At 68.0% G+C, this 18370-nt stretch carries 20 protein-coding genes and 5 pseudogenes; 12 read left to right on the top strand and 13 right to left on the bottom strand.

Annotated features, from left to right (window positions below; translation table 11 throughout):
* Nucleotides 1–147: 147 nt before the first annotated feature.
* Together ACFVWD_RS52575 and ACFVWD_RS52570 are read left to right on the top strand one after the other, a co-directional pair.
* Nucleotides 148–469, top strand: a pseudogene (locus ACFVWD_RS52575) (transposase); the annotation flags it as partial.
* Nucleotides 470–684: 215 nt separating this feature from the next.
* Complete coding sequence (locus tag ACFVWD_RS52570; protein ID WP_389605817.1) at nt 685–1173, top strand: transposase; 489 nt, start codon at nt 685–687, stop codon at nt 1171–1173.
* A gap of 8 nt (nt 1174–1181) precedes the next feature.
* Here ACFVWD_RS52570 and ACFVWD_RS52565 read toward each other — a convergent pair.
* Both ACFVWD_RS52565 and ACFVWD_RS52560 read right to left on the bottom strand, forming a co-directional pair.
* Nucleotides 1182–2185: pseudogene (locus tag ACFVWD_RS52565) on the bottom strand (IS5 family transposase).
* A 119-nt stretch (nt 2186–2304) separates the two neighbouring features.
* Nucleotides 2305–2742: a cytidine deaminase gene (locus ACFVWD_RS52560; RefSeq protein ID WP_389605815.1), complete on the bottom strand. Its 438-nt coding sequence runs from the start codon at nt 2740–2742 to the stop codon at nt 2305–2307.
* Between ACFVWD_RS52560 and ACFVWD_RS52555 the strand changes: the two genes are divergently transcribed.
* Nucleotides 2735–3160, top strand: coding sequence for a transposase (locus tag ACFVWD_RS52555; protein ID WP_389605813.1), 426 nt, complete (start codon nt 2735–2737; stop codon nt 3158–3160). The two genes, ACFVWD_RS52560 and ACFVWD_RS52555, sit on opposite strands and share 8 nt — an antisense overlap.
* A 28-nt stretch (nt 3161–3188) precedes the next feature.
* On the opposite strand, the gene ACFVWD_RS52550 is transcribed toward ACFVWD_RS52555, so the two are convergent.
* Nucleotides 3189–3761 carry a DUF4240 domain-containing protein gene (locus ACFVWD_RS52550; protein WP_389605811.1) on the bottom strand — a complete coding sequence of 191 codons (573 nt, stop codon included), beginning with the start codon at nt 3759–3761 and terminating at the stop codon, nt 3189–3191.
* Between the two features lie 267 nt (nt 3762–4028).
* On the opposite strand from ACFVWD_RS52550, the gene ACFVWD_RS52545 reads away from it, so the two are divergent.
* Together ACFVWD_RS52545 and ACFVWD_RS52540 are read left to right on the top strand one after the other, a co-directional pair.
* Nucleotides 4029–4220 (top strand): hypothetical protein, encoded by a 192-nt coding sequence (locus tag ACFVWD_RS52545; protein ID WP_389605810.1) that lies wholly within the window; start codon nt 4029–4031, stop codon nt 4218–4220.
* Nucleotides 4213–4905 (top strand): RNA polymerase sigma factor, encoded by a 693-nt coding sequence (locus ACFVWD_RS52540; RefSeq protein ID WP_389605808.1) that lies wholly within the window; start codon nt 4213–4215, stop codon nt 4903–4905. Before ACFVWD_RS52545 ends, ACFVWD_RS52540 begins: the two co-directional genes overlap by 8 nt.
* A 219-nt stretch (nt 4906–5124) precedes the next feature.
* Here the strand turns inward: ACFVWD_RS52540 and ACFVWD_RS52535 are convergent, their stop codons facing one another.
* From ACFVWD_RS52535 to ACFVWD_RS52525, 3 genes and pseudogenes are all read right to left on the bottom strand, one after another.
* A complete protein-coding gene (locus ACFVWD_RS52535; RefSeq protein ID WP_389605807.1) occupies nt 5125–5364 on the bottom strand; it encodes a hypothetical protein in 240 nt (79 codons plus the stop codon).
* Nucleotides 5365–5408: 44 nt separating this feature from the next.
* A complete protein-coding gene (locus ACFVWD_RS52530; RefSeq protein ID WP_389605805.1) occupies nt 5409–6437 on the bottom strand; it encodes a zinc-binding dehydrogenase in 1029 nt (342 codons plus the stop codon).
* Nucleotides 6430–6862 (bottom strand): annotated as a pseudogene (locus ACFVWD_RS52525) (4-oxalocrotonate tautomerase family protein). The gene ACFVWD_RS52530 and the pseudogene ACFVWD_RS52525 overlap by 8 nt, the downstream one beginning before the upstream one ends.
* 83 nt (nt 6863–6945) lie before the next feature.
* Between ACFVWD_RS52525 and ACFVWD_RS52520 the strand changes: the two are divergent.
* Nucleotides 6946–7530, top strand: coding sequence for a TetR/AcrR family transcriptional regulator (locus ACFVWD_RS52520; RefSeq protein ID WP_389605804.1), 585 nt, complete (start codon nt 6946–6948; stop codon nt 7528–7530).
* A 156-nt stretch (nt 7531–7686) separates the two neighbouring features.
* Here the strand turns inward: ACFVWD_RS52520 and ACFVWD_RS52515 are convergent, their stop codons facing one another.
* Nucleotides 7687–8163 (bottom strand): 4-oxalocrotonate tautomerase family protein, encoded by a 477-nt coding sequence (locus ACFVWD_RS52515; protein ID WP_389605802.1) that lies wholly within the window; start codon nt 8161–8163, stop codon nt 7687–7689.
* A gap of 187 nt (nt 8164–8350) precedes the next feature.
* Between ACFVWD_RS52515 and ACFVWD_RS52510 the strand changes: the two genes are divergently transcribed.
* The gene (locus ACFVWD_RS52510; RefSeq protein WP_389605801.1) at nt 8351–8914 is read left to right on the top strand and encodes a Uma2 family endonuclease; all 564 of its coding nucleotides are present in this window, start codon (nt 8351–8353) and stop codon (nt 8912–8914) included.
* 129 nt (nt 8915–9043) lie between these two features.
* Here ACFVWD_RS52510 and ACFVWD_RS52505 read toward each other — a convergent pair whose 3' ends face one another.
* On the bottom strand, nt 9044–11008 hold the full coding sequence (locus ACFVWD_RS52505; RefSeq protein WP_389605799.1) for a SpoIIE family protein phosphatase: 1965 nt from the start codon (nt 11006–11008) through the stop codon (nt 9044–9046).
* Nucleotides 11009–11116: 108 nt separating this feature from the next.
* Nucleotides 11117–13444 (bottom strand): SpoIIE family protein phosphatase, encoded by a 2328-nt coding sequence (locus tag ACFVWD_RS52500; RefSeq protein WP_389605798.1) that lies wholly within the window; start codon nt 13442–13444, stop codon nt 11117–11119.
* Between the two features lie 186 nt (nt 13445–13630).
* Between ACFVWD_RS52500 and ACFVWD_RS52495 the strand changes: the two genes are divergently transcribed.
* Together ACFVWD_RS52495 and ACFVWD_RS52490 are read left to right on the top strand one after the other, a co-directional pair.
* The gene (locus ACFVWD_RS52495; RefSeq protein ID WP_389605796.1) at nt 13631–13852 is read left to right on the top strand and encodes a hypothetical protein; all 222 of its coding nucleotides are present in this window, start codon (nt 13631–13633) and stop codon (nt 13850–13852) included.
* Nucleotides 13849–14115 carry a hypothetical protein gene (locus tag ACFVWD_RS52490; RefSeq protein ID WP_389605820.1) on the top strand — a complete coding sequence of 89 codons (267 nt, stop codon included), beginning with the start codon at nt 13849–13851 and terminating at the stop codon, nt 14113–14115. The genes ACFVWD_RS52495 and ACFVWD_RS52490 overlap by 4 nt, the downstream gene beginning before the upstream one ends.
* A 73-nt stretch (nt 14116–14188) precedes the next feature.
* Here the strand turns inward: ACFVWD_RS52490 and ACFVWD_RS52485 are convergent.
* Nucleotides 14189–14395: pseudogene (locus ACFVWD_RS52485) on the bottom strand (transposase); the annotation flags it as partial.
* Nucleotides 14396–14486: 91 nt separating this feature from the next.
* Here ACFVWD_RS52485 and ACFVWD_RS52480 point away from each other — a divergent pair.
* Nucleotides 14487–15482, top strand: coding sequence for a GNAT family N-acetyltransferase (locus tag ACFVWD_RS52480; RefSeq protein WP_389605818.1), 996 nt, complete (start codon nt 14487–14489; stop codon nt 15480–15482).
* A gap of 120 nt (nt 15483–15602) precedes the next feature.
* On the top strand, nt 15603–16127 hold the full coding sequence (locus ACFVWD_RS52475) for a hypothetical protein (RefSeq protein WP_389605794.1): 525 nt from the start codon (nt 15603–15605) through the stop codon (nt 16125–16127).
* On the opposite strand, the gene ACFVWD_RS52470 is transcribed toward ACFVWD_RS52475, so the two are convergent.
* Both ACFVWD_RS52470 and ACFVWD_RS52465 read right to left on the bottom strand, forming a co-directional pair.
* The gene (locus ACFVWD_RS52470) at nt 16124–16654 is read right to left on the bottom strand and encodes an ATP-binding protein (protein ID WP_389605793.1); all 531 of its coding nucleotides are present in this window, start codon (nt 16652–16654) and stop codon (nt 16124–16126) included. The two genes, ACFVWD_RS52475 and ACFVWD_RS52470, sit on opposite strands and share 4 nt — an antisense overlap.
* 66 nt (nt 16655–16720) lie before the next feature.
* Nucleotides 16721–17335: a class I SAM-dependent methyltransferase gene (locus ACFVWD_RS52465; protein WP_389605791.1), complete on the bottom strand. Its 615-nt coding sequence runs from the start codon at nt 17333–17335 to the stop codon at nt 16721–16723.
* A gap of 100 nt (nt 17336–17435) precedes the next feature.
* On the opposite strand from ACFVWD_RS52465, the pseudogene ACFVWD_RS52460 reads away from it, so the two are divergent.
* Nucleotides 17436–17585: pseudogene (locus ACFVWD_RS52460) on the top strand (IS630 family transposase); the annotation flags it as partial.
* Between the two features lie 36 nt (nt 17586–17621).
* On the opposite strand, the gene ACFVWD_RS52455 reads toward ACFVWD_RS52460, so the two are convergent.
* Nucleotides 17622–18119: a GNAT family N-acetyltransferase gene (locus tag ACFVWD_RS52455; RefSeq protein WP_389605789.1), complete on the bottom strand. Its 498-nt coding sequence runs from the start codon at nt 18117–18119 to the stop codon at nt 17622–17624.
* Nucleotides 18120–18370 lie beyond the last annotated feature (251 nt).

The following is an 18370-nucleotide window of genomic DNA, read 5'->3' as shown; positions in this document are numbered from 1 at the left end:
CCCCCACCGGATCCCCGCGAACGCCTATCCGCCCTCACCGTCCCGTCCTCACGAAGATCACGCAAGACTCTCCGTGAAAAGACCAGCAGAGTCCGTGGTGTGGACACTCTGACAATGGATCTTGTAGGTCCGAGGAAGGGTGTCCTGGTGGGACGGAAGTCTCCATATCCGGTGGAGTTCAGGAACGACGCGGTGGCGTTGTACCGCGTGGGGGCGGGAAGCGGACGTATGCCGCGGTCGCCGCGGACGTCGGGGTGACCGGCGAGACGCTGCGCAGTTGGGTCCGGCAGGCCGACGAGGTCGCCGGCCGTGGGCAGGTCCGTGGTGACGAGGCGGCAGAGGATCGGGACGAGGAACTGGCGAGGCTCCGGGCCGAACTCGGCCGGTTACGCAAGGCCGAGAAGGAGTGGGAACTCGAGCGGGAGATCCTGCGCCGGGTGGCCCAGTATTTCGCCTCAATGGCAGTGTGAGCCGTGCCGGAGGCCCGTCGCGGTGGCACTCTGGTGGAGTCGGCGGGGTTGGCTCGCTATTTTGCTGCCCCGTATGCGGTGGCTTGTCTCCGATGTGCCGCCCCGTCGGCTCGGTGCCCTCTGTGGTGTGGCTTGATAGGAATCTGCCGTGCGGCCCGATTGAGGCGTGCCCCCGTGGAGGGTCTGTCCCCGGACAGTCTGCTGGGAGGGTGCGATGACAGTCATCGGTGTAGACGGACACAAGCGGACGCACACCCTGGTCGCGGTTGATGAACTGGGCCGCTTCCAAGATGAGCTGACGGTCCCGGCCACCGCAGCCGGGCACGGCCGGGCTCTGTTGTGGATCGGCCGGTACGGACCACAGGTCCTGGTTGCAGTCGAGGATTGCCGGCATCTCACCCGTCGCTTCGAAGCCGACCTGCTGACCGCGGGTCACCAGGTCGTCCGCGTCCACACCCGGCTGATGGCCGGGGCCCGCCGTTCGGCGCGCGAGCGCAGCAAGTCCGACCCGATCGATGCCGAGGCAGTGGCCCGAGCCGCCTTGCGGGAGCCCGACCTGCCGCGCGCCGCCCTCGACGGCCCCGCCCGTGAGGTCAAACTCCTGGCGGACTACCGCTCCCAGCTGGTGCAGCAGCGCACCAAGGTGACCAACCGGCTGTTGTGGTTCCTGCACGAACTCGATCCGGAACTAGGTCCTGTGTGACGTTGTGATCAATCGGTTGCCTTCAGGAGGTCGTTGATCCAGATCATCGAGGCGCGGAGGTGGAGGCCGGCGAGATAGCTCTCGGGTGTTTTGTCGTACCGAGTCGCGATGCCCCGCCAGGCCTTCAGCTTGTTGATGAGTCGCTCGACGGTGTTCCGCTCCTTGTAGAGATCGGCGTCGTGGCTGACGGGTCGGCCGCCCCGGCTGCCCTTCTTCTTCCGGTTGGCGGCCTGGTCCTTCTTCTCCGGGATGACTGCCTTGATGTTGCGTTTCCGCAGGTAAGAACGGTTAGCGCGGGATGAGTAGGCCCTGTCCGCGGCGACAGCGCCAGGCCGCGTGCGGGGACGGCCGGCAGGCAGACGGACCCGCACCTTCTCCAGCACGGGGACGAACTGCGGGCTGTCGGCGGCCTGTCCTGCGGTCAGGACGAGCGACAACGGACGGCACTTGCGGTCCGCGGCGAGATGAACCTTGCTCGTCAGCCCGCCACGGGACCTGCCGAGCAGAGCTTCCTTCAAGCGGAGCTTGCGCCGTCGCCTGATGTGCCGCCGCTCTTCCCGCTCGGGGTCCTCACTTCCGTCCTGTCCGTTCTGTTCTGGCGGGCCGCCCCTTTTTGCCGGGCCCGTTCCTGGTCGGCGGCGGCTTCCTCAAGGGCGTCCATGACCTCCTTGTCCATGCACATCCCGGCAGCGTCGTGGTGGGCGCGGGCGGTGGTGGAGTCCACGCTGACCAGGGACACGTCCGTCTTCCCCTGGCGGGCGGACTCGGCGATCACGCCGTCCAGCAGTGCGGTGAAGACGCCGGCGTCCCTCCAGACCCGGAAGCGGCCGTAGACCGTCGGCCACGGGCCGAACTCACCCGGCATCTCCCGCCACTGACTGCTGGTGCGGAACCGCCAGATCACCCCCTCGAACTGCTCCCGCAGCCGCTCGGGGTACGGGCCGTACTCGCCTATCGGCAGGAACGGCTCGATCAACTTCCATTGCTTGTCGGTGAGTTGCCTGCGCGTCACGATCGTCTTCCTACCGGATCCGCCTTCCAGGCGGATCCGGATCGGCAAGATTGATCACGACGTCACACAGGCCCTAGTGCCGCGTCAGGCGACGTTCGCCCTGTTTATGTCTGGCGGTGTCAGCTCGTGCTGAGTGGTTCGGTTTGCTCAGTGTCGAGCTGGTGGTCGGCCCAGATGTAGCTTTCGGGAAGCAGGTCGGTGATGGAGACGGTCCGGAGGCGGTCAGCTGCCCCTACGATGACCTTCAGGGCCGGGAAGTAGTCGACAAGGACCTGGCGACACCGTCCACACGGAGGAACGACCCCCCGGTCGCGGTCGCCCACGGCGACGATCGTGTCCAGCTCGTAGGCGCCCTGGGCGGCTGCCGCGCCGAGGAGAACCAGCTCGGCGCAGGGGCCGCCGGTGAAGTGGTAGGCGTTCACTGCGGTGACGATCCGGCCGTCCTGGGCACGGGCTGCGGCCGCCATGGTGTGGTTGTCGCCCCGACAGCGAGTGCGCGCGACGTGGGCCGCGGCCTGGATGAGTTCGTGGTCGATGTGGTGGGTCAGCGTGGTCATCTTCTCTACCTTCGTAAAGCCGTCGCGCATCAGGTTCGGTCCCAGTACGCGATCTCTTGTGAAACGACGTCCGCCGTCGACAGGTGATGGCGATCGACTCCTCCAAGTCCGGCTCGCTTGCCCGGACATCACCCGGGCCTGCGATCTTGCTCGGGCGTTCGCCGATCTGGTCCGTCACCAGCGCGGATATCTGTTGCTGGCGTGGATCCGGCAGGCCGAGCAGGACGCGCCGAAGCCCATGAAGGGCTTCGCCGGCTTCCTCCGCCAGGACCTCGACGCAGTGACCGCCGGACTCACCCTCCGGTGGAGCTCCGGTGTGGTCGAAGGACACGTGAACCGCGTGAAAACACTCAAACGAGCCATGTACGGCAGGGCCTCGTTCGAACTCCTCCGAGCCCGCATCCTCACCCAGCCATGAGCATCACGGAACGGCTGGAGCCCCTTTTTCAGGGGCTTGTGCCAAGGAACAGGGCGGCCAGACGGGGAAGCCGACGGCTCATCTCCCTGTCGTCGTCGAAGTCGAAATCCTCGCCCATATCAACCGTGTTGTCGCTCTCTGTGTCAGCCCCGCGGAAACTGCGCCGGGCTTCGTAGAAGGCATCCGCATCACCCGTGATCCGTTCGAACGCCCCGCTGGCTGCATAGCTCACGTCCTCGTAGAACAGCACCTCGGAACGGTCCTGGACGTTCGCCGCCTGAACGACATCAGGGTGCGCAGCGAGGCTGTCGGGGTCAGCGGCCACGCGCTGGTACCACTGACAGCCCAAGGCGATCACACCGGCGCGAAAGTCCATGAAACTGTCGTCGGAGCACCCGCCCCCGATGAGGTAAGCAGCCGCCCACACATCCCAGCGATACAGGGCGTCATGCAACTCATCGAAGCGTTCCGCATACTCCAGGATCTCCTGCCGCGGTCTCTCTGCGAGCTGCTTGACGAGAACCTCGTCAAATGGCTCGCCCGTTGTGGCAGCCCCGGCTTGCGCGGCTTCGATGACGTCCCAGAACGTGTCGATCTCCATGACCGCGCACTCTGCCACGAGCCGATGACAATCGATCCTGGCCACCCTGCCGGTACCCGTTTCACGGAACTGCGGACAGAGCCTTGAAATTACGGAACCCCATCACCGGAACGCACGCGTCGGGACGGTCAGGTCTCGCCGTGCGCCAAGACGCCGACCGAAGGATCTAGAAGTCTGTGTAAAGAATCCGGCGGCCGTATGCCTCTCAGCGTGCGTACGGCCGCTGCTTCACCGTGAGGCGCTGGGCCGCGGAGCGAAGGAGGTCCGGTGGAGTTGACGGGTGTTGAGGTCCTTGTGTTTCTGGTACTGCTCTTCGCGCCGTCGTTGAAGAGCGTGCTGAAGAGCTTCGCGTTCCGCAACCGCGCGGCGGGCAAGGCCGAGATGATGCGGGCGACGGGGAAGTCGGACGTGTGGGCGGGCAAGGGGCGCCGGACGGGTAAGCGGGGGCGACGTGACTGATCAGAAGGGGCGGCTGCGGTCGCGGCACGCCGAGGCGCTGGGGGCTCTGGTCGAGGAGCGGTACGGCAAGCTGGTCCGCTACGCAGGGAGCCGGCTGCGCGACCGCGGGGTGCCGCAGTCGTCGGCGGATCCGCAGGACGTTGTGCAGAACGCCCTCAAGTCCGTGCTGGCCATCGCCGAGCCGATCGACAACGTACGCGCGTACGTCTACGCATGCATGGGCAACGAGATCAAGCGGGCGGCGGAGCGCCACGCCAAGGGCATGGGCTACGCCTCGCTCGACGCGGACGTGCGCCTGGAGAACGAACCGGCAGTCCACTCCGTCGCCGAGGCCGAGCTGCGGCACGTAATCGACGAGGCACTGAGTGACCTGCCGCTGCAGCAGCGCAGGGTGATGCTGCTGAGGGAACTGGGGATGACCCAAGCGGAAGCGGCCCAGGTGCTGGGGTCTGCGCCGGGCACGGTGGGCGTCCATGCGCATCGTGCGATCCGCGCGCTGCGCGTGACGCTCGTAGGCCTGGGCACAGCCCTTGTCGCGTGGACCACCTGGTTCATGACGTTCGGTGAGCGGGAGACCACCCCGGCTGCAGGCGCCCGCGGGAGCGGGCAGCATCGTCGCCGGGTCGTCGGCCAGCGCGACCAGCCAGGCGGTGAACACCGCCGCCGCCTGCCCGGCCCGGCGTGACCAGCGCCGCAGCCAGCCCCGCACCGTCGTCACCGGCCTGCCCAACCGCTCAGCGATCCGCCGCGACCCCCAGCCGACCGCCGCCAGCCCGCAAAGTACGGCCCACGACGAACGACACCACGAGACAAGATCTGTTCCCTGTCAAGTCCAGCGTGTTGAGTTCATAGGGAGCCACTGGCCATCATTCCGGTGCTGCCCGGCGCCTCACCGGACGGCGGCTCATCGCGTCCTGAGAGCCGGAAAGAGGAAGCGGGCGACTTCAGGGGCTGGCGAGATGAAGATGCCGTCGCCGTCTGCCATGCGGTGGAGGGTTTCCGGGGAAGCGGTGGTGCGGACGGTGGCGTCGACGAGCAGTCGCAGTTCGTGGCCGAGGGTGGCGATTGCCTCCCGTTGGCGTGCGAGGTCCTTGCCTGCCGGATCGTGTGGAGTGGTGCTTGGGGTGGTGAGGGGCGAGGTCATCAGGTGTCTCTGTGTGCGGGGGTCGCGGGCTGCGGTGCCGTTGGTCAGGATGCGATCTGGGGGAGGGCGGTGTCGCGGACGAAGACTGGCTTGAGGTGTTTCTCGGGCAGGGCGTCGGGGAGTTGTTCCCAGTCGAGGACGTGGGAGACGACGCGTTCGGGTGCGACGGTGCCGGAGGCGGCAAGGTTGAGGGCGTTGGGGAGGTGGTGGCGGACGTTGTCGCGGGCGGTGCGCAGGGTGACGCCGGTGAGGTACATGTCGAGGAGCGGCAGTTCGCCGGGGCGGAAGTGGTTGCCGGCCGATTCGCAGATGCCTTCGGGGGCAAGGGACTTGAGGGCGAGGGTGAGCTGGTCGACGCGGCCGGTGGCCTCGACGGCGAGGTCGAAGCCGTGGCGGATCGGTTCGAGTGTCTCGGCGGTGCGGGCGCCGAAGCTCTCGGCGAGCTTGCGGTGTGCGAGGTCGGGGTCGACGTACAGGACGTCGGAGGCGCCGAGAGCGCGGGCGATGTCGCAGACGTACAGGCCGATGCTGCCGCGGGCGACGACCAGTACCCGGGCGCCGGGGCGGGCCTTGAGGTGGGGTGCGACCAGGCGCCAGGACAGGGGCCAGTTGTCACTGGCCGAGGCCATGGCGACCGGGTCGAGGCCGGCCGGCAGGGGGACCAGCATGGCATCCGCGTACGGGACGTGGACGAGGTCGGAGAAGAGCCCGCCCCAGTTGCCGCCGATCGGCGCTCCGTACATCGCCATGTGCGGGATCGAGGTGCAGTGGGCGGTCAGCCCGGTGCGGCAGTGGTCGCAGGTACCGCAGTTGATCGACCAGGGCACCACCACCAGGTCGCCGGGTGCCACGGTCGTGACGGCGTCGCCGACGTCGACGACCCGGGCCACGCACTCGTGGCCGAGGGCGAACGGCGGGTCGATGAAGCCGTGTCCGGCCAGGATCGCGGTGTCGACGTCGCAGGAGGTCGCGGCCACCGGGGCGACGATCGCTTCCTGGTCGGACCGAAGTTCGGGATCGGGGGCCTCGCGCCATTCGACCGAGTTCCGGGCGACGTAGGTCAGTTCACGCATCGGTCTGCTGCCCTTTCGCCAGGGCGACGAGATCGGCGTAGCGGATGACGGAGCCGCCCGCGCCCCAGGTGTCGTCCAGCTGCTCATGCACGAGGACCCACACCCGCAGCGCGTCGTCCGGGGCGAGGCCGGCGGCGGACAGGACCGTCTTCGTCGCGTCCTCGACCAGCCCGGTCTTGCGCCGCTCGGACAGCGCCCCCTGCGGCACCGTCACCTCCACGAGGAAGCGGGGCGCGTCGTCCTCGGCGGTGGTCTGGGCGCCTTCGAGCAGCTCGATCAGGTAGCTCCACGCCTGGGCGCGGAAGAAGGCGGTGTCGGGCGCGCCTTCCCAGCGCAGCAGCACGGCCGCGAGGTCGCGCTGCTGCGCTGGTGCGGCCCTCAGCGGTGAGGGCGCCGGCGGGCACGGTCAGCCGGATCATGGGCATGGCAGCTCCTATGACGAGTGTTATAGACATCGATCACGGTAGACTATGACGGTTGTTATAGCCAGACCGGAGAGGTGTGCGAGATGGTCAAGAGCGGTGCGCCGTCGCGGGAGCGGATCGTGGCCGGTGTCGCCGACATGATCAGTCGGCGCGGGCTGAGCGCCACGAGCATTCGGGAGATGGCCAAGCACGCCAAGGCGCCGCTCGGCTCGACGTACCACTACTTCCCCGAGGGCAAGCAGCAACTGGCCGCGGAGGCCATCCGGTTCACCGGCGAGTGGGTCGCGGGAAGCCTGCGCAAGGAGCTGGAGGCGGGGCCGGCCGCGGGGCTGCGGGCGTTCCTCGGGCTGTGGCGGAAGATCGTCGTCGAGAGCGACTTCCACGCAGGCTGCCCCGTCCTGGCGGTGGCCATCGAGGAGCCACCGGAGGACGAGATTCCACCCGCCCTGGCCGCCGCGGCCGAGGTCTTCGAGCAGTGGGAGGACCTGCTGGCCGCCTCCCTGCGGGAGCACGGCGCCGAAGCCGGGCAGGCCACGCAGCTCGCGACGCTCATCGTCGCGGCCGTCGAGGGCACGGTGGCCATGTGCCGGGCCAAGCGCAGCACTGCGCCGCTCGATCGCACCGCGGAACAGCTGCAGGTCCTCATCGCCGCCGCGATCAAGGACTGAACGGGTCGCCAGCCGACGCCCCGTTGCGCTCGGCTTGTCCTGAGCCCTGTGTCTCGGCCGCGCCGCCGGACAGGGGGATGGTCGAGCCGACCACGCAGAGCGCTCCGGCCTGTACGTCCGCCCTGCTCGATGAGGACGGACGCACGAGCATCCGGGTCACGCGCCGAGCGCGGCGCGGATGGCCTTGACCTTCTCCTCGGTGAACACACGGGTGTCGAGGAGGGAGAGGACGGACAGCACGCCGCCGCTGGAGCCCCAGCTGCCCTCGTCGATGACGCGGAAGTTGACCCACCAGGTCGGCGACGGCTCGGCGAGGCCGCAGGCGTCGGCCAGCGCCGCCAGGACGCGCTCGATGACGGCGGTCCTGACCTCCTGGCGCCAGTCCCCGTCCATCACCGCCACGTCGATCACCATGACGTCGGCGTCCGGGCCGATGTCCTCGAGCAGCCGTCCGCCGATCGCCATCATGTCGGGCTCACGCTCGACGAAGTGCACCTGGAACCCGACCCGCGCGGGCGGAGCGAACTGCCCCACCTCGGGCACGAGCACCGCGTCCGTCAGCGCCTCGGCCAGCGTGCGGCGCTGCTCCAGGCTCAGGCGACTCTTGGGGCTGTTCACGGTAATGATCGTCACGACACTCTCCTATGACAGTCGTTATAGACGGCTTCAGGTTACAGTCTCCTATAACGACTGTCATACTCTTGCCCCGCAACATCGGGTTCGCCGCAGCGAGCGGCTCTCGCGGTGCTGCGACGGGGGACAGCAGTGGCCGGCCTAGGCCACACTGAAGGTGGCGTTCGCAGCAGAGGAGGTGGAGGCAATGAGCGTTGCCACTGACCACACCGGTCCGTGGACCGTCGCCGACGTCCTGGCGCTGCCCGAGGACCGTACGACCCGTTTTGAGCTGCTGGGAGAGTCCCTGGTGATGTCGCCCGCGCCTGGAGTCCGTCACCAGCGGGCGAGCTTCCGGCTCCACGTCATCCTCGACGCCGCGGCCCGCGCGGCCGGCGCACCGGTGGAAGTCCTCGAAGCCATCAACGTGACCCTGCCGTCCGGCCTGGTGGTGCCCGACCTGGTGGTCACCGACGCCGGCGCCACCGTCGAGGACACCGTCAGCGTGGACGCCGACGCTGTCCAGCTCGTGGTCGAACTCGTCTCCCCGGGCAACAAGACCATGGACCGCAAGTTCAAGCCCCTGCTCTACGCCGAGGCGGCCATCCCGCACTTCTGGCGCCTGGAGTTCGACCCCGCACCGCGCCTGATCGTCAGCGAACTGCACGCAGGCCGGTACGTGGAAACCACCCCCGCCCTCGCCGGAGCAACCACCCGGATCCACGCACCGTTCCCCGTCGACATCGATCCCGCCGGGCTCACCCGCCAGTAGCCGGGCACCGCCGCAGTCAGAGCCAAGGCGACCGATGACCTGGAAAGGTCCGGCCCGCAACGCGCGGTAGCCGTACGCTGCCGCGCTATGAACTGGAGCTCGAACGCACTGCTTTCACGAAGGGCGTCGTCATATGCGCCTGATGACCAGCACGGCCACGTCGTCGAGGTGGTCCACTGCGACCGCGGCGTCGAGGATTCGGTCAGCGATTGCCTCGGCGTTCAGCCCGTCGTGGAGGGCTTGGGCGGCCAGTGTTCCGGCCCGCTCCAGGCCGTCGTCCAGTGTGAGGCCCGGTCCTTCGACCACACCGTCGGTGACCATGATCAGCGCGGTGCCCTCCTCGAGCGTGAAGGTCTCCTCGCGGTAGTCGGTGCCTGACAGGACTCCCAACACCGGACCGCCCGGCAGCTCGCGGATGTCGCTGCTGCCGTCCTCGCGTACGCAGAGCAACGGCACATGGCCTGCGCTGGTGCCGGTGACCTGTCCTTCGCGTGGACCGATGTAGAGCATGGTGCAGCTGGCGAATCGTGCGGCGTTCATCGTGAGGAGCAGTTCGTTGGTGCGCGTCAGCACGGTGGCCGGCTCCGGTTCGTGTGGGGCGATCGCGCGGATGGAGGTGCGTACCTGTCCCATGAAGGCAGCGGCATCCACGTCGTGCCCTTGGCTGTCGCCGATCTCCAGGGCCACCGCACCGCCGGGCATCACGAAGACGTCGTACCAGTCCCCGCCGATGTCGAGCCCGTCGCGGCTTGGCCGGTAGCGGGCGGCGACCTCCAGGCCCGGAAGATGCTCGGGCAGCGTGGGCAGCATGCTCTGCTGGAGTGCCGCGGCGAGCTCGACGCGGGCCTGCTGCAATCGGATGCGTCTGAGTGCCTGGCCTGCCAGGTCGGCCAGAGTACTCATGAGGGCACGTTCGTCCGGGGGCGAGTGGTGCTCGCTGTCGTAGGTCACCGCCCAGGCCCCGAGCGGCTGGTCGCCGACCGGACTGAGAGGGGCGATCGAAACGGCGACGAAGGAGCCGAGCCACGGAACACTGGCTGTCTGCGGCCAGTCGCGTATGAGTTCTTCGTGGTTGGAGATGAAGTGCGCCGTGCCGGTTCGGATCGCACAGGTCAGCGGTTGCGGCTCATCCAGAGACACGCCTTCCATGCCGTTGACCTGCCGCGGGTCGATCCTGGCATCGGAGGAGGCATGCAGCCGCCCTGTCTCACCGTCGACGAGCGTAAGTACGGCGCCGGTGCCGCCGAAGGTCGCGGCGACCCGGGTGAGGACGACCTGCTGGAGTTCCTGCTCGGTGGCGGCGGTGATCAGGGCGGCGGAGAAGGCGGCGATCTCGTCGGCACGCTGCCGCTCGGCCCAGAGCGTGGCCAGCGCTTCCTGTCGGCCCGCCTCGAGCAGGGTGTCGTCGCGGATCACCCCGAAGACCTGTTCAGGGCCGCCATAGCCCAGCTGGATCCGACGGGTCTGGCAGGCGATGTGGTTCCACCCGTTGTTCTCGGTACGGAACCGCAGGCTGGTCCAGGAGGACTGGGCTGCGGTCGAGCGCACGAGCCGTCTCAGGGCCTCCCGGTCATCCAGGTGAACCCGCCGGACCACCCTGGCCAAGGACGTCGAGGAATGCGGGAACAGCGAGGCCAGGGCGGGTGCGCCACCCAGCCAGTCCAGTCGGCGCGTCCGGGGTGCGTACATCCACAGGCCGAGGTCCGCGGCTGCGGCCGCCAGCCGGAACGGGATCAGCAGGCCGCCCGGGTCGTTTCGCGCGTCCACCGAGTGCACCCACACCAGCCGCTCGCGACTTGCGGGATCCTTCACCGGCCGGGCCTCGATCAGGCTGACCACGGACGCTCTGTCCGGTCCGGAGAACTCCAGCACACGCATCGCGACCGTCTTCGTCGTGGCCCCGTGTATCAGCAGACTTTCGGCCGAGGCCCGCTGGGTTTCGGGCAGCAAGTCGAGAAAGTCATAACCCACGCACTGCTGCGCCGGCCTGCCCAGCGTCGCGGCCATCGGGGCGTTGAGGGAGTGGATGGTGCCATCTGGTGTCAGAAGTGCCGATGGGGTGGCCCAGCGAAGGAATTCGTCCCAGGTGTCCATCTCTGTCGCTCCCTGACACTCCTCGAGCGATGGCCCAAACGATCCTTTTCCATCGTATTGCGGTCTTTTCGCTGAGTCGCTCGGCGTGGCGGGCAGCCCCTGCCGCGCTCACGCAGGACGCCCGGCACCGTTCCGGCGCTCCGCTGACACCCCTACCGGTTGCTCTGCCCAGACGGTCTTTCCCTGGGCTTGGTAGCGGGTGCCCCACTGTTCCGCGACGCTCGCGATGATGAACAGTCCTCGGCCTGTCTCGTCGATGGTGCGGGCATGTTTCACCTGCGGAGCGCTGGCCGAGGTGTCGCTGACCTCGCAGGTCAGCATCCGCTCGAGGACGAGGCGAAGTCGCAGGGGCGGGGCGCCGTAGCGGACAGCGTTGCCGACGAGCTCGCTGACGATGAGCTCGGTGGTGAACGCCGTTTCCTCGTCCACGCCCCAGGCTTCCAGTTGGCGGCGGGCCGCTGTGCGGGCGATCGGGGCGGCCTCGGGGTCCGCAGGCAGAGCGAGGGTCAGTATCCGATCCTGGGGCAGCGCCTTCGTGCGGGCGAGCAGCATCTGGCTCTCGCCGGTCGGGTGGCCGGCTGTGAGCGCGTGCGCGATGTCGTTGCACAGGTCCGGCAGAGGCCTTGTGCCGGCGCCGTTCAGGAGCGGGCGCAGTGGACCGGATGGTGCCAGGACCGCGTCCGCGAGCGTGGCCGTGCCCATCGCCAGAGTGCTTCCTTCGGGGAGGCTGACGGTGGTCGCGGGAAATGGGGCGTTGCCCGTTTCGGCGAGTTGGGGGCCTGGGGGGACGGGCAAGCCGGCTGAGGTGCCGTCGGGAAGGACCGCGACCGGTTCGGGGAGGCCGGCGCGGGCGATGGTGCAGGTCAGATCGACCGGGTCGTAGATCGCGATGATGCAGCCGGCGGTGAGCGGCTCGCGGTTGAGGGGATCCATGGGAGGAAGCGTTGCGCGCGCGGCCACGAGACGGGCTGCGGTGTCGCTGAGGCGGGCCAGCAGCTCGTCGGGCTGCAGATCCAGGGCGGCGAGCGTATGGACGGCCGTCCGCAGGAGTCCCATCGCGATGGCTGCGGCGATGCCTTGCCCTGCCACGTCGCCGACGATCAGCGCGGTCCGTGCACCGGGCAGCGCGATCGCGTCGGACCACGCGCCGCCACCCTCCGGAGCGGGAAGGTGCAGTGGGCAGATCTCCACGGTGGCATGCGTGGCCGGTTGGTGCGGGAGAAGCCTGCGCTGGACGGTGCGCGCGATGATCCACTCGCGCATGAACTGACGGGCGTTGTCGATGCAGAGCGCAGCGTGCGTACACATCGCGGACGCCAGCGCGACATCCTCCTCTTCAAAGGGGTCTTCCTGCTGGTGGCGGTAGAAGCTGACCACGCCCAGAGCATGACCGCGCAACGCCAGTGGTGCCACGATCAGGGAGTGGGCACCGGATCGCCTGATGACGTCGGCTCGGGCCGGGTCGGCGGCCAGCCACGAGCTGTCCTCCTCGATCGCCACGAGGCGCGGCCGAAGGTCGGACAGGACGTCCGAGAAGGGGGTGCCGACCGGCAGGGGCCGCACGGCTCCGAGCGGGTGACCCGCGATTCGGCCTTGGAAGGCTGCTCGGCGCAATGGAACGTCCCCGTGGACGGGTACCAGGGGAGGGTCCTCTCCGCGGACGACGTCTTCGATCACCTCGACGTCGGCGACGCCCGCGAAGGCGGGCACTACCGCCTCCACCAGCTCCCAGCAGACATCCATCACGCTCAGCCGGTGCCCCACTCGTGTGCGGACCGTGTCCAGGAGGGCCAGGCGGTTCCGTGCGTGCTCTCGCTCGGTGACGTCGACCGTGGACGCCACCAGTCCGACCACATTGCCGTGAGAGTCCTCCACACGGAAGTAGGAGACGGACTGGATACGGCGCACGGGCTGGCCTGGTGCCTTGATGCAATGGACGATCCGGTCCACGACCGGTTCTCCGGTCTCCAGGACCCTTTGCGCCACAGCGGTTTCTTCCTCGGAGTCTGCGAGTTCACACGCCTCGGTGAAATGCTTGCCCAGCAGGTGCCTCACTGGTGTGTCAGGCATCCCGCCGGTGGCGGTGCTCATGCGGACCACGCGCAGCTGATTGTCGAGGACGTGCAGTTCCACCGGGGAATGGGTGAACGCAGCCTTCAAGATCGCCACGTCCTGCCCCGACATGGTGTCCTCCGCTGCGAGCATCTGCCACACCACGGAGGTACCCCGCAACACCGGCTTGACCAGTACCCCGGCCGCGCCAGAGAACTTCTTCCCCCGCCAATCGCCGTCAGCGGCGAGCTCACGTATGAGTGCGGTCACGGACTGGCCGATGGCCTCTTCGGCGGACCAACCGAACAGCTCCTCGGCCGGACGCCCCCACTCGATCACCCGGCCACTCTCATCGACGAGTAGGAGCACGTCACCGGTGGGCATGCGAAAACACCTCCGCCCCCATCGTCACGCCGATCGGCTCAGCCCGCCTCTCACCAGGGCTGTCCCCGGGTCCGTCTGCACAGATCGTTCAGTAAGCAGCCTGTCGACCCGGTATCGCTCGAAGACCTCCCGGTCCGCGTTGGCCGGCACTACCGTGGACCTCACCACGATGCGCAGGAGACCGTCATGAGTCAGGAACCGGCCGCACGCCAGCCGTTGGAGCCCGCGGCCGCCGAAGCGGTCCGCGCGTATGCCGCCCGCACCCGGGCCGACGCCGACCGGTTCGCCAGCGCGCTCGAGGACATCGCAGCCAACGGACTGCCGGCGGTCGAGGAATGCACGCCGTGGGAGGAACTGCGCGAGGCCTACCTCGCCCGCCTGGCAGCCCAGCGCCCGGCCGTTGCCTGACGCCCGGACGACGCCGCGCTCAGATCGCCTTCAGCGACTCAGCCGCGAAGCAGCTGGAGAACCTCACCGACGAACACCAGATCCACGCCCTGGACCGCGCCCTGGTCGCCATCTCCGTCGACCCCGAGATCGGCGAGGCGATCCCCGGCGACACCACCCACCCCGAACTGCGCCAGTACGCAGACGAGATCGAACGCGTCCGCGTCCTGTACTTCGTCACCGCACTGCGCACCGTCGTGGTCGTCGCGTACATCGAGGTCTGACCGCCTAGGACTTGTCCGGGCGATCACGCGCGGAGCCAGACGACGATAGCTGCGACGGTGACGGTGCCGAGAAAGACCACAGCCGGTGCCGTTCGTAGACCGTTTTCCACGGTTCGAAGCGTTCTGGCAGGTCACGCCACTGCACCCCGGTCCGTACCCGATACAGGCCGTCGATCACCTGGCGGTGGTCCCGCCACCTGCTGCACCGGCCGTTGCTCATGGGCAGGAACGGCTGCAGCCGGTCCCACGTCTCGTCCGTCAAGTCCCCGCGAACGGTCATGCTGCGGAAAACGAGTTCTGCCGTGTGACCGGCACGGCCTACGCTTCCGTGATCGATGACACCGCATATCCAACGTAACGGGGGTCTTGATGTGGGCGTGAACGGCGGCAGTGGCCCTGCATCGCGGGAACGGTTGCCTGGCTACGTCTTCCGGCCGTATCGCGGCCACGACGACCATGGCGCGATGGCCGCTGTGCGGCTGGGCTGTGCACCGCGGGATCGGCTCGACGCCCGCTCGGTCGTGGAGGGGCTCCCGACGGCAGCCGAGATCGCCGAATCCTGCGCCAGGCTGGACGACCCATCCGAGAACCAGGTCTTGGTGGAGCACGACGGTGGCGTCGTCGGCTACTCAACGATCAGGTGGTGGCAGGAGCGGGACGGGACGTGGTTGTACCTGCACCGCGGCTACCTGCTGCCCGAGCACCGCGGCCAGGGCATCGGCTCAGCCATGATCAGCTGGGCAGAAAGCCGTATCCGCCAGCTCGTGCAGCAGCATGGAACCACACAGACGGCTGTGTTCGGCGCGAACGCCATGGCCTCTGGACAGGACGCAACGGCGCTGCTGCTCGAAACGGGATACCGGCGTGTTTTCAGCCTGGTAGAGCTGGAGTTGGCCGATCTCCGACAGCTCCCCGACGGCAAGCCGTTGCCGGCTGGCATCCGAGTCGGTGCGGTCGATCCGAGCAGCTACCGCGCGGCTTGGAGGACGGTCGTCGATTCGTATGCGGATGCCGCCTTCACCGAGAGGTGGACGTACGAGAGCTTCCTCGCCACGGCCGACCCGACCTGCTGGCGGGCTGCTTGGGACGGGGAAAATATGGCCGGGGTTGCCCTGTGTTCCATCCGTCGGCACGACCCCACTGTGGGCGAAGTCGAAGAATTGAGCGTCCGGGCACAGTCGAGGCGTCTGGGCCTTGGACGGGCGCTGCTGCTGGACGGGTTGCGATGTCTTCGCGAGCACGGTGCAGAGACTGCCCGGTTGTACACCGGGACCGCGAATCCGCACCGGTCCTACGACCTCTACGAGAGCGTAGGGTTCCGGCGCCAGAACGAGTACGTCCGCTACCGCAAACCGATCGCCGCCTAATCCGACAGAGGTGCATCCGTAGCACCTTGGCGGTGCTGTGGACGTTCACGTAATTCCCCCAGGGCTGAGTTCACGTAATTCCCCAGGCCCTGGCCTCGCGAGGGCATTACGTTGGCCAGCGTGAACTTGCTGGGGTGGAGCTATCGGTATGTGGGACCGCGTGATCTGCGGGCCCTTGTTCGGCCGGAGGCTGAGGGCCGAAGCATCCACTCGGCGGCGGACTTCGACGACTGGGCTTCGAATTTGACAGAGGTAGAGCTGGCCGAGCCTTTCACGTTCGTCATCGACTCGGCGGGTGTGCTGCGGTTGGCGCCGCGCCGGAGCGAACACGTGGTGTGTGCTGGCGGTGGCCCCGTTCTGGGTGCCGGAGAGATGAGCTTCCGTGAGGAGTCCGGGCAGTGGGTGGTCGGTGAGGTGAGTAACCAGTCGACCGGATACTGCCCGGACATCAGCTCGTGGCCGGCTGTCGCGAAGGCTCTGAACGCAGCCGGGATTGATCATCCTGCCGGCTTCACCCACGAGGTGGTGTTCCGGCGCTGTCTCGCCTGCGGTCAGCTGAACATCGTTCGGGAGGAGGACTTCGTCTGTGTCTTCTGTGACGAGGAACTGCCGCGGGAATGGAACGTGGAAGGGGCCGGGCGTTAGCGCACCGGGGGCTTGGCGGGCTTGTCGGTGGGGTTCTTGGGGCGCTTGTTCGGACGGTAGCTGGGGCCGTTCATGATGACCTGGTGGCTGGTGTTGATGAGCCGGTCCAGGAGGGACTCGGCGACGACGGGGTTGGGGAAGAGGGGATACCAGTCGCTGGACGCCCGGTTGCTGGTGATGATCAGGGACTGGCCCTGCCGCTCGCTGACCAGCTCGTAGAGGTCATCGGCATGGGCCGCAGCCCGGCCCGGTCGGCCTCGCTCATCGGCGGTCCGCCCGGGGTGATCCCGGCTGCCTCCGCCGGCGCCAGGTACTTCCTGACCCTCTTGCGGTCCACCCCAAAGACGCGGCCAGCGCGCTCTTCGAGCGCCCCGCGTACCAGTGGACGTAGATCTCGGTGATGTCGACCACGACGAACGTTCTCCTTGCCATCCGGGCTGCCCATCGGCCTGCCGAAGCACGGGCCGAGGAACACGGACAGCTCCGCTACGACCAGGGCCCTCGATCCCGGACTCCGCGCTACCCATGGTCGATAAGGAGGAACCACCATGCCCAAACCGCCTCAGATGGTGAAAATCTCCATCGATGCCGGATCAGCGGGCGGGTTTCTCCCAGGTCAGCGAGTACCGGCGCAGCACATGCCGTCGGTAGCGCACGCCGGGCAGTAGCCGCCGGGCAACAGCCCGCACCTGCCCATAGCTCATCTGCGGGTCGGCGACCGGCATACCCTGCGGACTACGCGCGCGACGCAGCACCTTCGCGATCCGCACGATCGGAGATGCCGCGATCAACGCCGCCCACTCCGTCACGCTCGCCTCACGGGCCAGACCGACCACCACCAGCGTGCCGCCAGGCCGCAGCAGTTCACGCATACGGACGAGGGCCGCCTCGAAGTCCATGTGATGGACAGTGGTCACCGAGCATACGAAGCCGTACTGCGCACCGGGAAGTTCCGCCGTGAGGAAGTCTCCCTCGACGAAGGTGAGTTGAGGGTGGCCGGCAGAGGACTCGCGTGCGCAGGCGATCATGTCCGGCGACTTGTCGATCCCGGTGACGTGTTTCGCCCGCCCGGCAAGCCTCCGTGCCAGCAGCCCGTCCCCGCAGCCAACGTCCAGAGCATCGCCGCACCCCTCGGGAACAGCCCGGAGGATGCCCGGGTGCCGGGCAACGTTGGTGTTCCAGTACGGATCTGCGGCGACCTGGCCCATCGGATCAGCGTAGAGGCCGGTCATCGCCTGCCGAGTGCACACCGACGGATTCGCCGTCCCCATGGGGAGTCGTGATCGCAGGGGTGGGGAATTACGGGCCCAGACCCGCCAGTTGCACCGCTATCTGCGCTGGCGCAACCAGAACCCCCGCCACCCCCACGTCCTGGCGGCACAGCGCCGCGAACGCGCCCGCATCCGTGGCGAGAAGGGCATTCGCTGGGGCGGACGCCCCCTCGCCGCCGCAGCCTGACCAAGTGAGGGATCCCGCCGTGCCCGGATGTGGAGATCAGACAGCGGCCAGGCTCTTCGCCATGACCCGCTCCCTGCCAACGCCATCGGGCAGAAGATCGCCGGGCTCACCCGTGTCCGTGAAACCGTGCCGCTCGTAGAGCGCGGTCGCCTTGCGGTTGTCCGGCATGACGGACAACCGCAGGGTCGTGGCACCGCGCTCCGCCGCCCACCGCTCGACCGCCTGGATCAGGTAGTCACCCATGCCCTTGCCCCGAGCTGTGGGGTTGACCCACATCGAGATCAACTCCACGTTCTCTGCTCCCTCGCCCGGCACTCCGCTGGCCATGCCCACCGGAAGGCCGTCGAGGAGCGCGACGAGATCGTGCGCGCCAGGTATCGACAGACGGGCACGCCAGCGTTCCTCTCGGTCGCCGGAGCCCTGCCACTGGGCCAACGTCGATCCGAACGCGTAGGGCGCCTCAGCAAGCGCGGCCAGTCGCAACTCCCGCCAAAGGGGCCAGTCGTCTGATTCCAAAGTGCGTAGATCAAGCATGATCCAGACCCTGCCCGCCCGACGGGGCGGGCAGCAAGTTGATTACAACCATGCAAACGAGGTCGTTCAGCCCTGCGACCAGCCGAAACCGGGGAGCAGCGGTGACTCACGCACCCGCAGACCACGAGACCTCGGTGAACCTATCCGGTCACGGCACTAGTCTTCCGAGTCGGGAATTCTGTTCATATGTATAGGCTTGCTGTATGGCACGGATGGGGCGGCCGAAGGCCGAGTTGACGCTGTCGGACGAG

The sequence above is a fragment of the Streptomyces sp. NPDC058086 genome, from assembly GCF_042885015.1.
In the GTDB taxonomy this organism is placed as follows: domain Bacteria; phylum Actinomycetota; class Actinomycetes; order Streptomycetales; family Streptomycetaceae; genus Streptomyces.
Note: the sequence above shows the minus strand (reverse complement) of the source record. Positions and strands in the feature narration are given on the sequence as shown.

Bases quoted from the DNA above. Each gene is read 5' to 3' on its own strand.
- ACFVWD_RS52570 (WP_389605817.1), top strand. From the start codon at position 685: ATGACAGTCATCGGTGTAGACGGACACAAGCGGACGCACACCCTGGTC.
- ACFVWD_RS52560 (WP_389605815.1), bottom strand. From the start codon at position 2,742: ATGACCACGCTGACCCACCACATCGACCACGAACTCATCCAGGCCGCG.
- ACFVWD_RS52550 (WP_389605811.1), bottom strand. From the start codon at position 3,761: ATGGAGATCGACACGTTCTGGGACGTCATCGAAGCCGCGCAAGCCGGG.
- ACFVWD_RS52535 (WP_389605807.1), bottom strand. From the start codon at position 5,364: ATGACCTCGCCCCTCACCACCCCAAGCACCACTCCACACGATCCGGCA.
- ACFVWD_RS52530 (WP_389605805.1), bottom strand. From the start codon at position 6,437: ATGCGTGAACTGACCTACGTCGCCCGGAACTCGGTCGAATGGCGCGAG.
- ACFVWD_RS52520 (WP_389605804.1), top strand. From the start codon at position 6,946: ATGGTCAAGAGCGGTGCGCCGTCGCGGGAGCGGATCGTGGCCGGTGTC.
- ACFVWD_RS52510 (WP_389605801.1), top strand. From the start codon at position 8,351: ATGAGCGTTGCCACTGACCACACCGGTCCGTGGACCGTCGCCGACGTC.
- ACFVWD_RS52505 (WP_389605799.1), bottom strand. From the start codon at position 11,008: ATGGACACCTGGGACGAATTCCTTCGCTGGGCCACCCCATCGGCACTT.
- ACFVWD_RS52500 (WP_389605798.1), bottom strand. From the start codon at position 13,444: ATGCCCACCGGTGACGTGCTCCTACTCGTCGATGAGAGTGGCCGGGTG.
- ACFVWD_RS52495 (WP_389605796.1), top strand. From the start codon at position 13,631: ATGAGTCAGGAACCGGCCGCACGCCAGCCGTTGGAGCCCGCGGCCGCC.
- ACFVWD_RS52470 (WP_389605793.1), bottom strand. From the start codon at position 16,654: ATGGGTAGCGCGGAGTCCGGGATCGAGGGCCCTGGTCGTAGCGGAGCT.
- ACFVWD_RS52465 (WP_389605791.1), bottom strand. From the start codon at position 17,335: ATGGGCCAGGTCGCCGCAGATCCGTACTGGAACACCAACGTTGCCCGG.
- ACFVWD_RS52455 (WP_389605789.1), bottom strand. From the start codon at position 18,119: ATGCTTGATCTACGCACTTTGGAATCAGACGACTGGCCCCTTTGGCGG.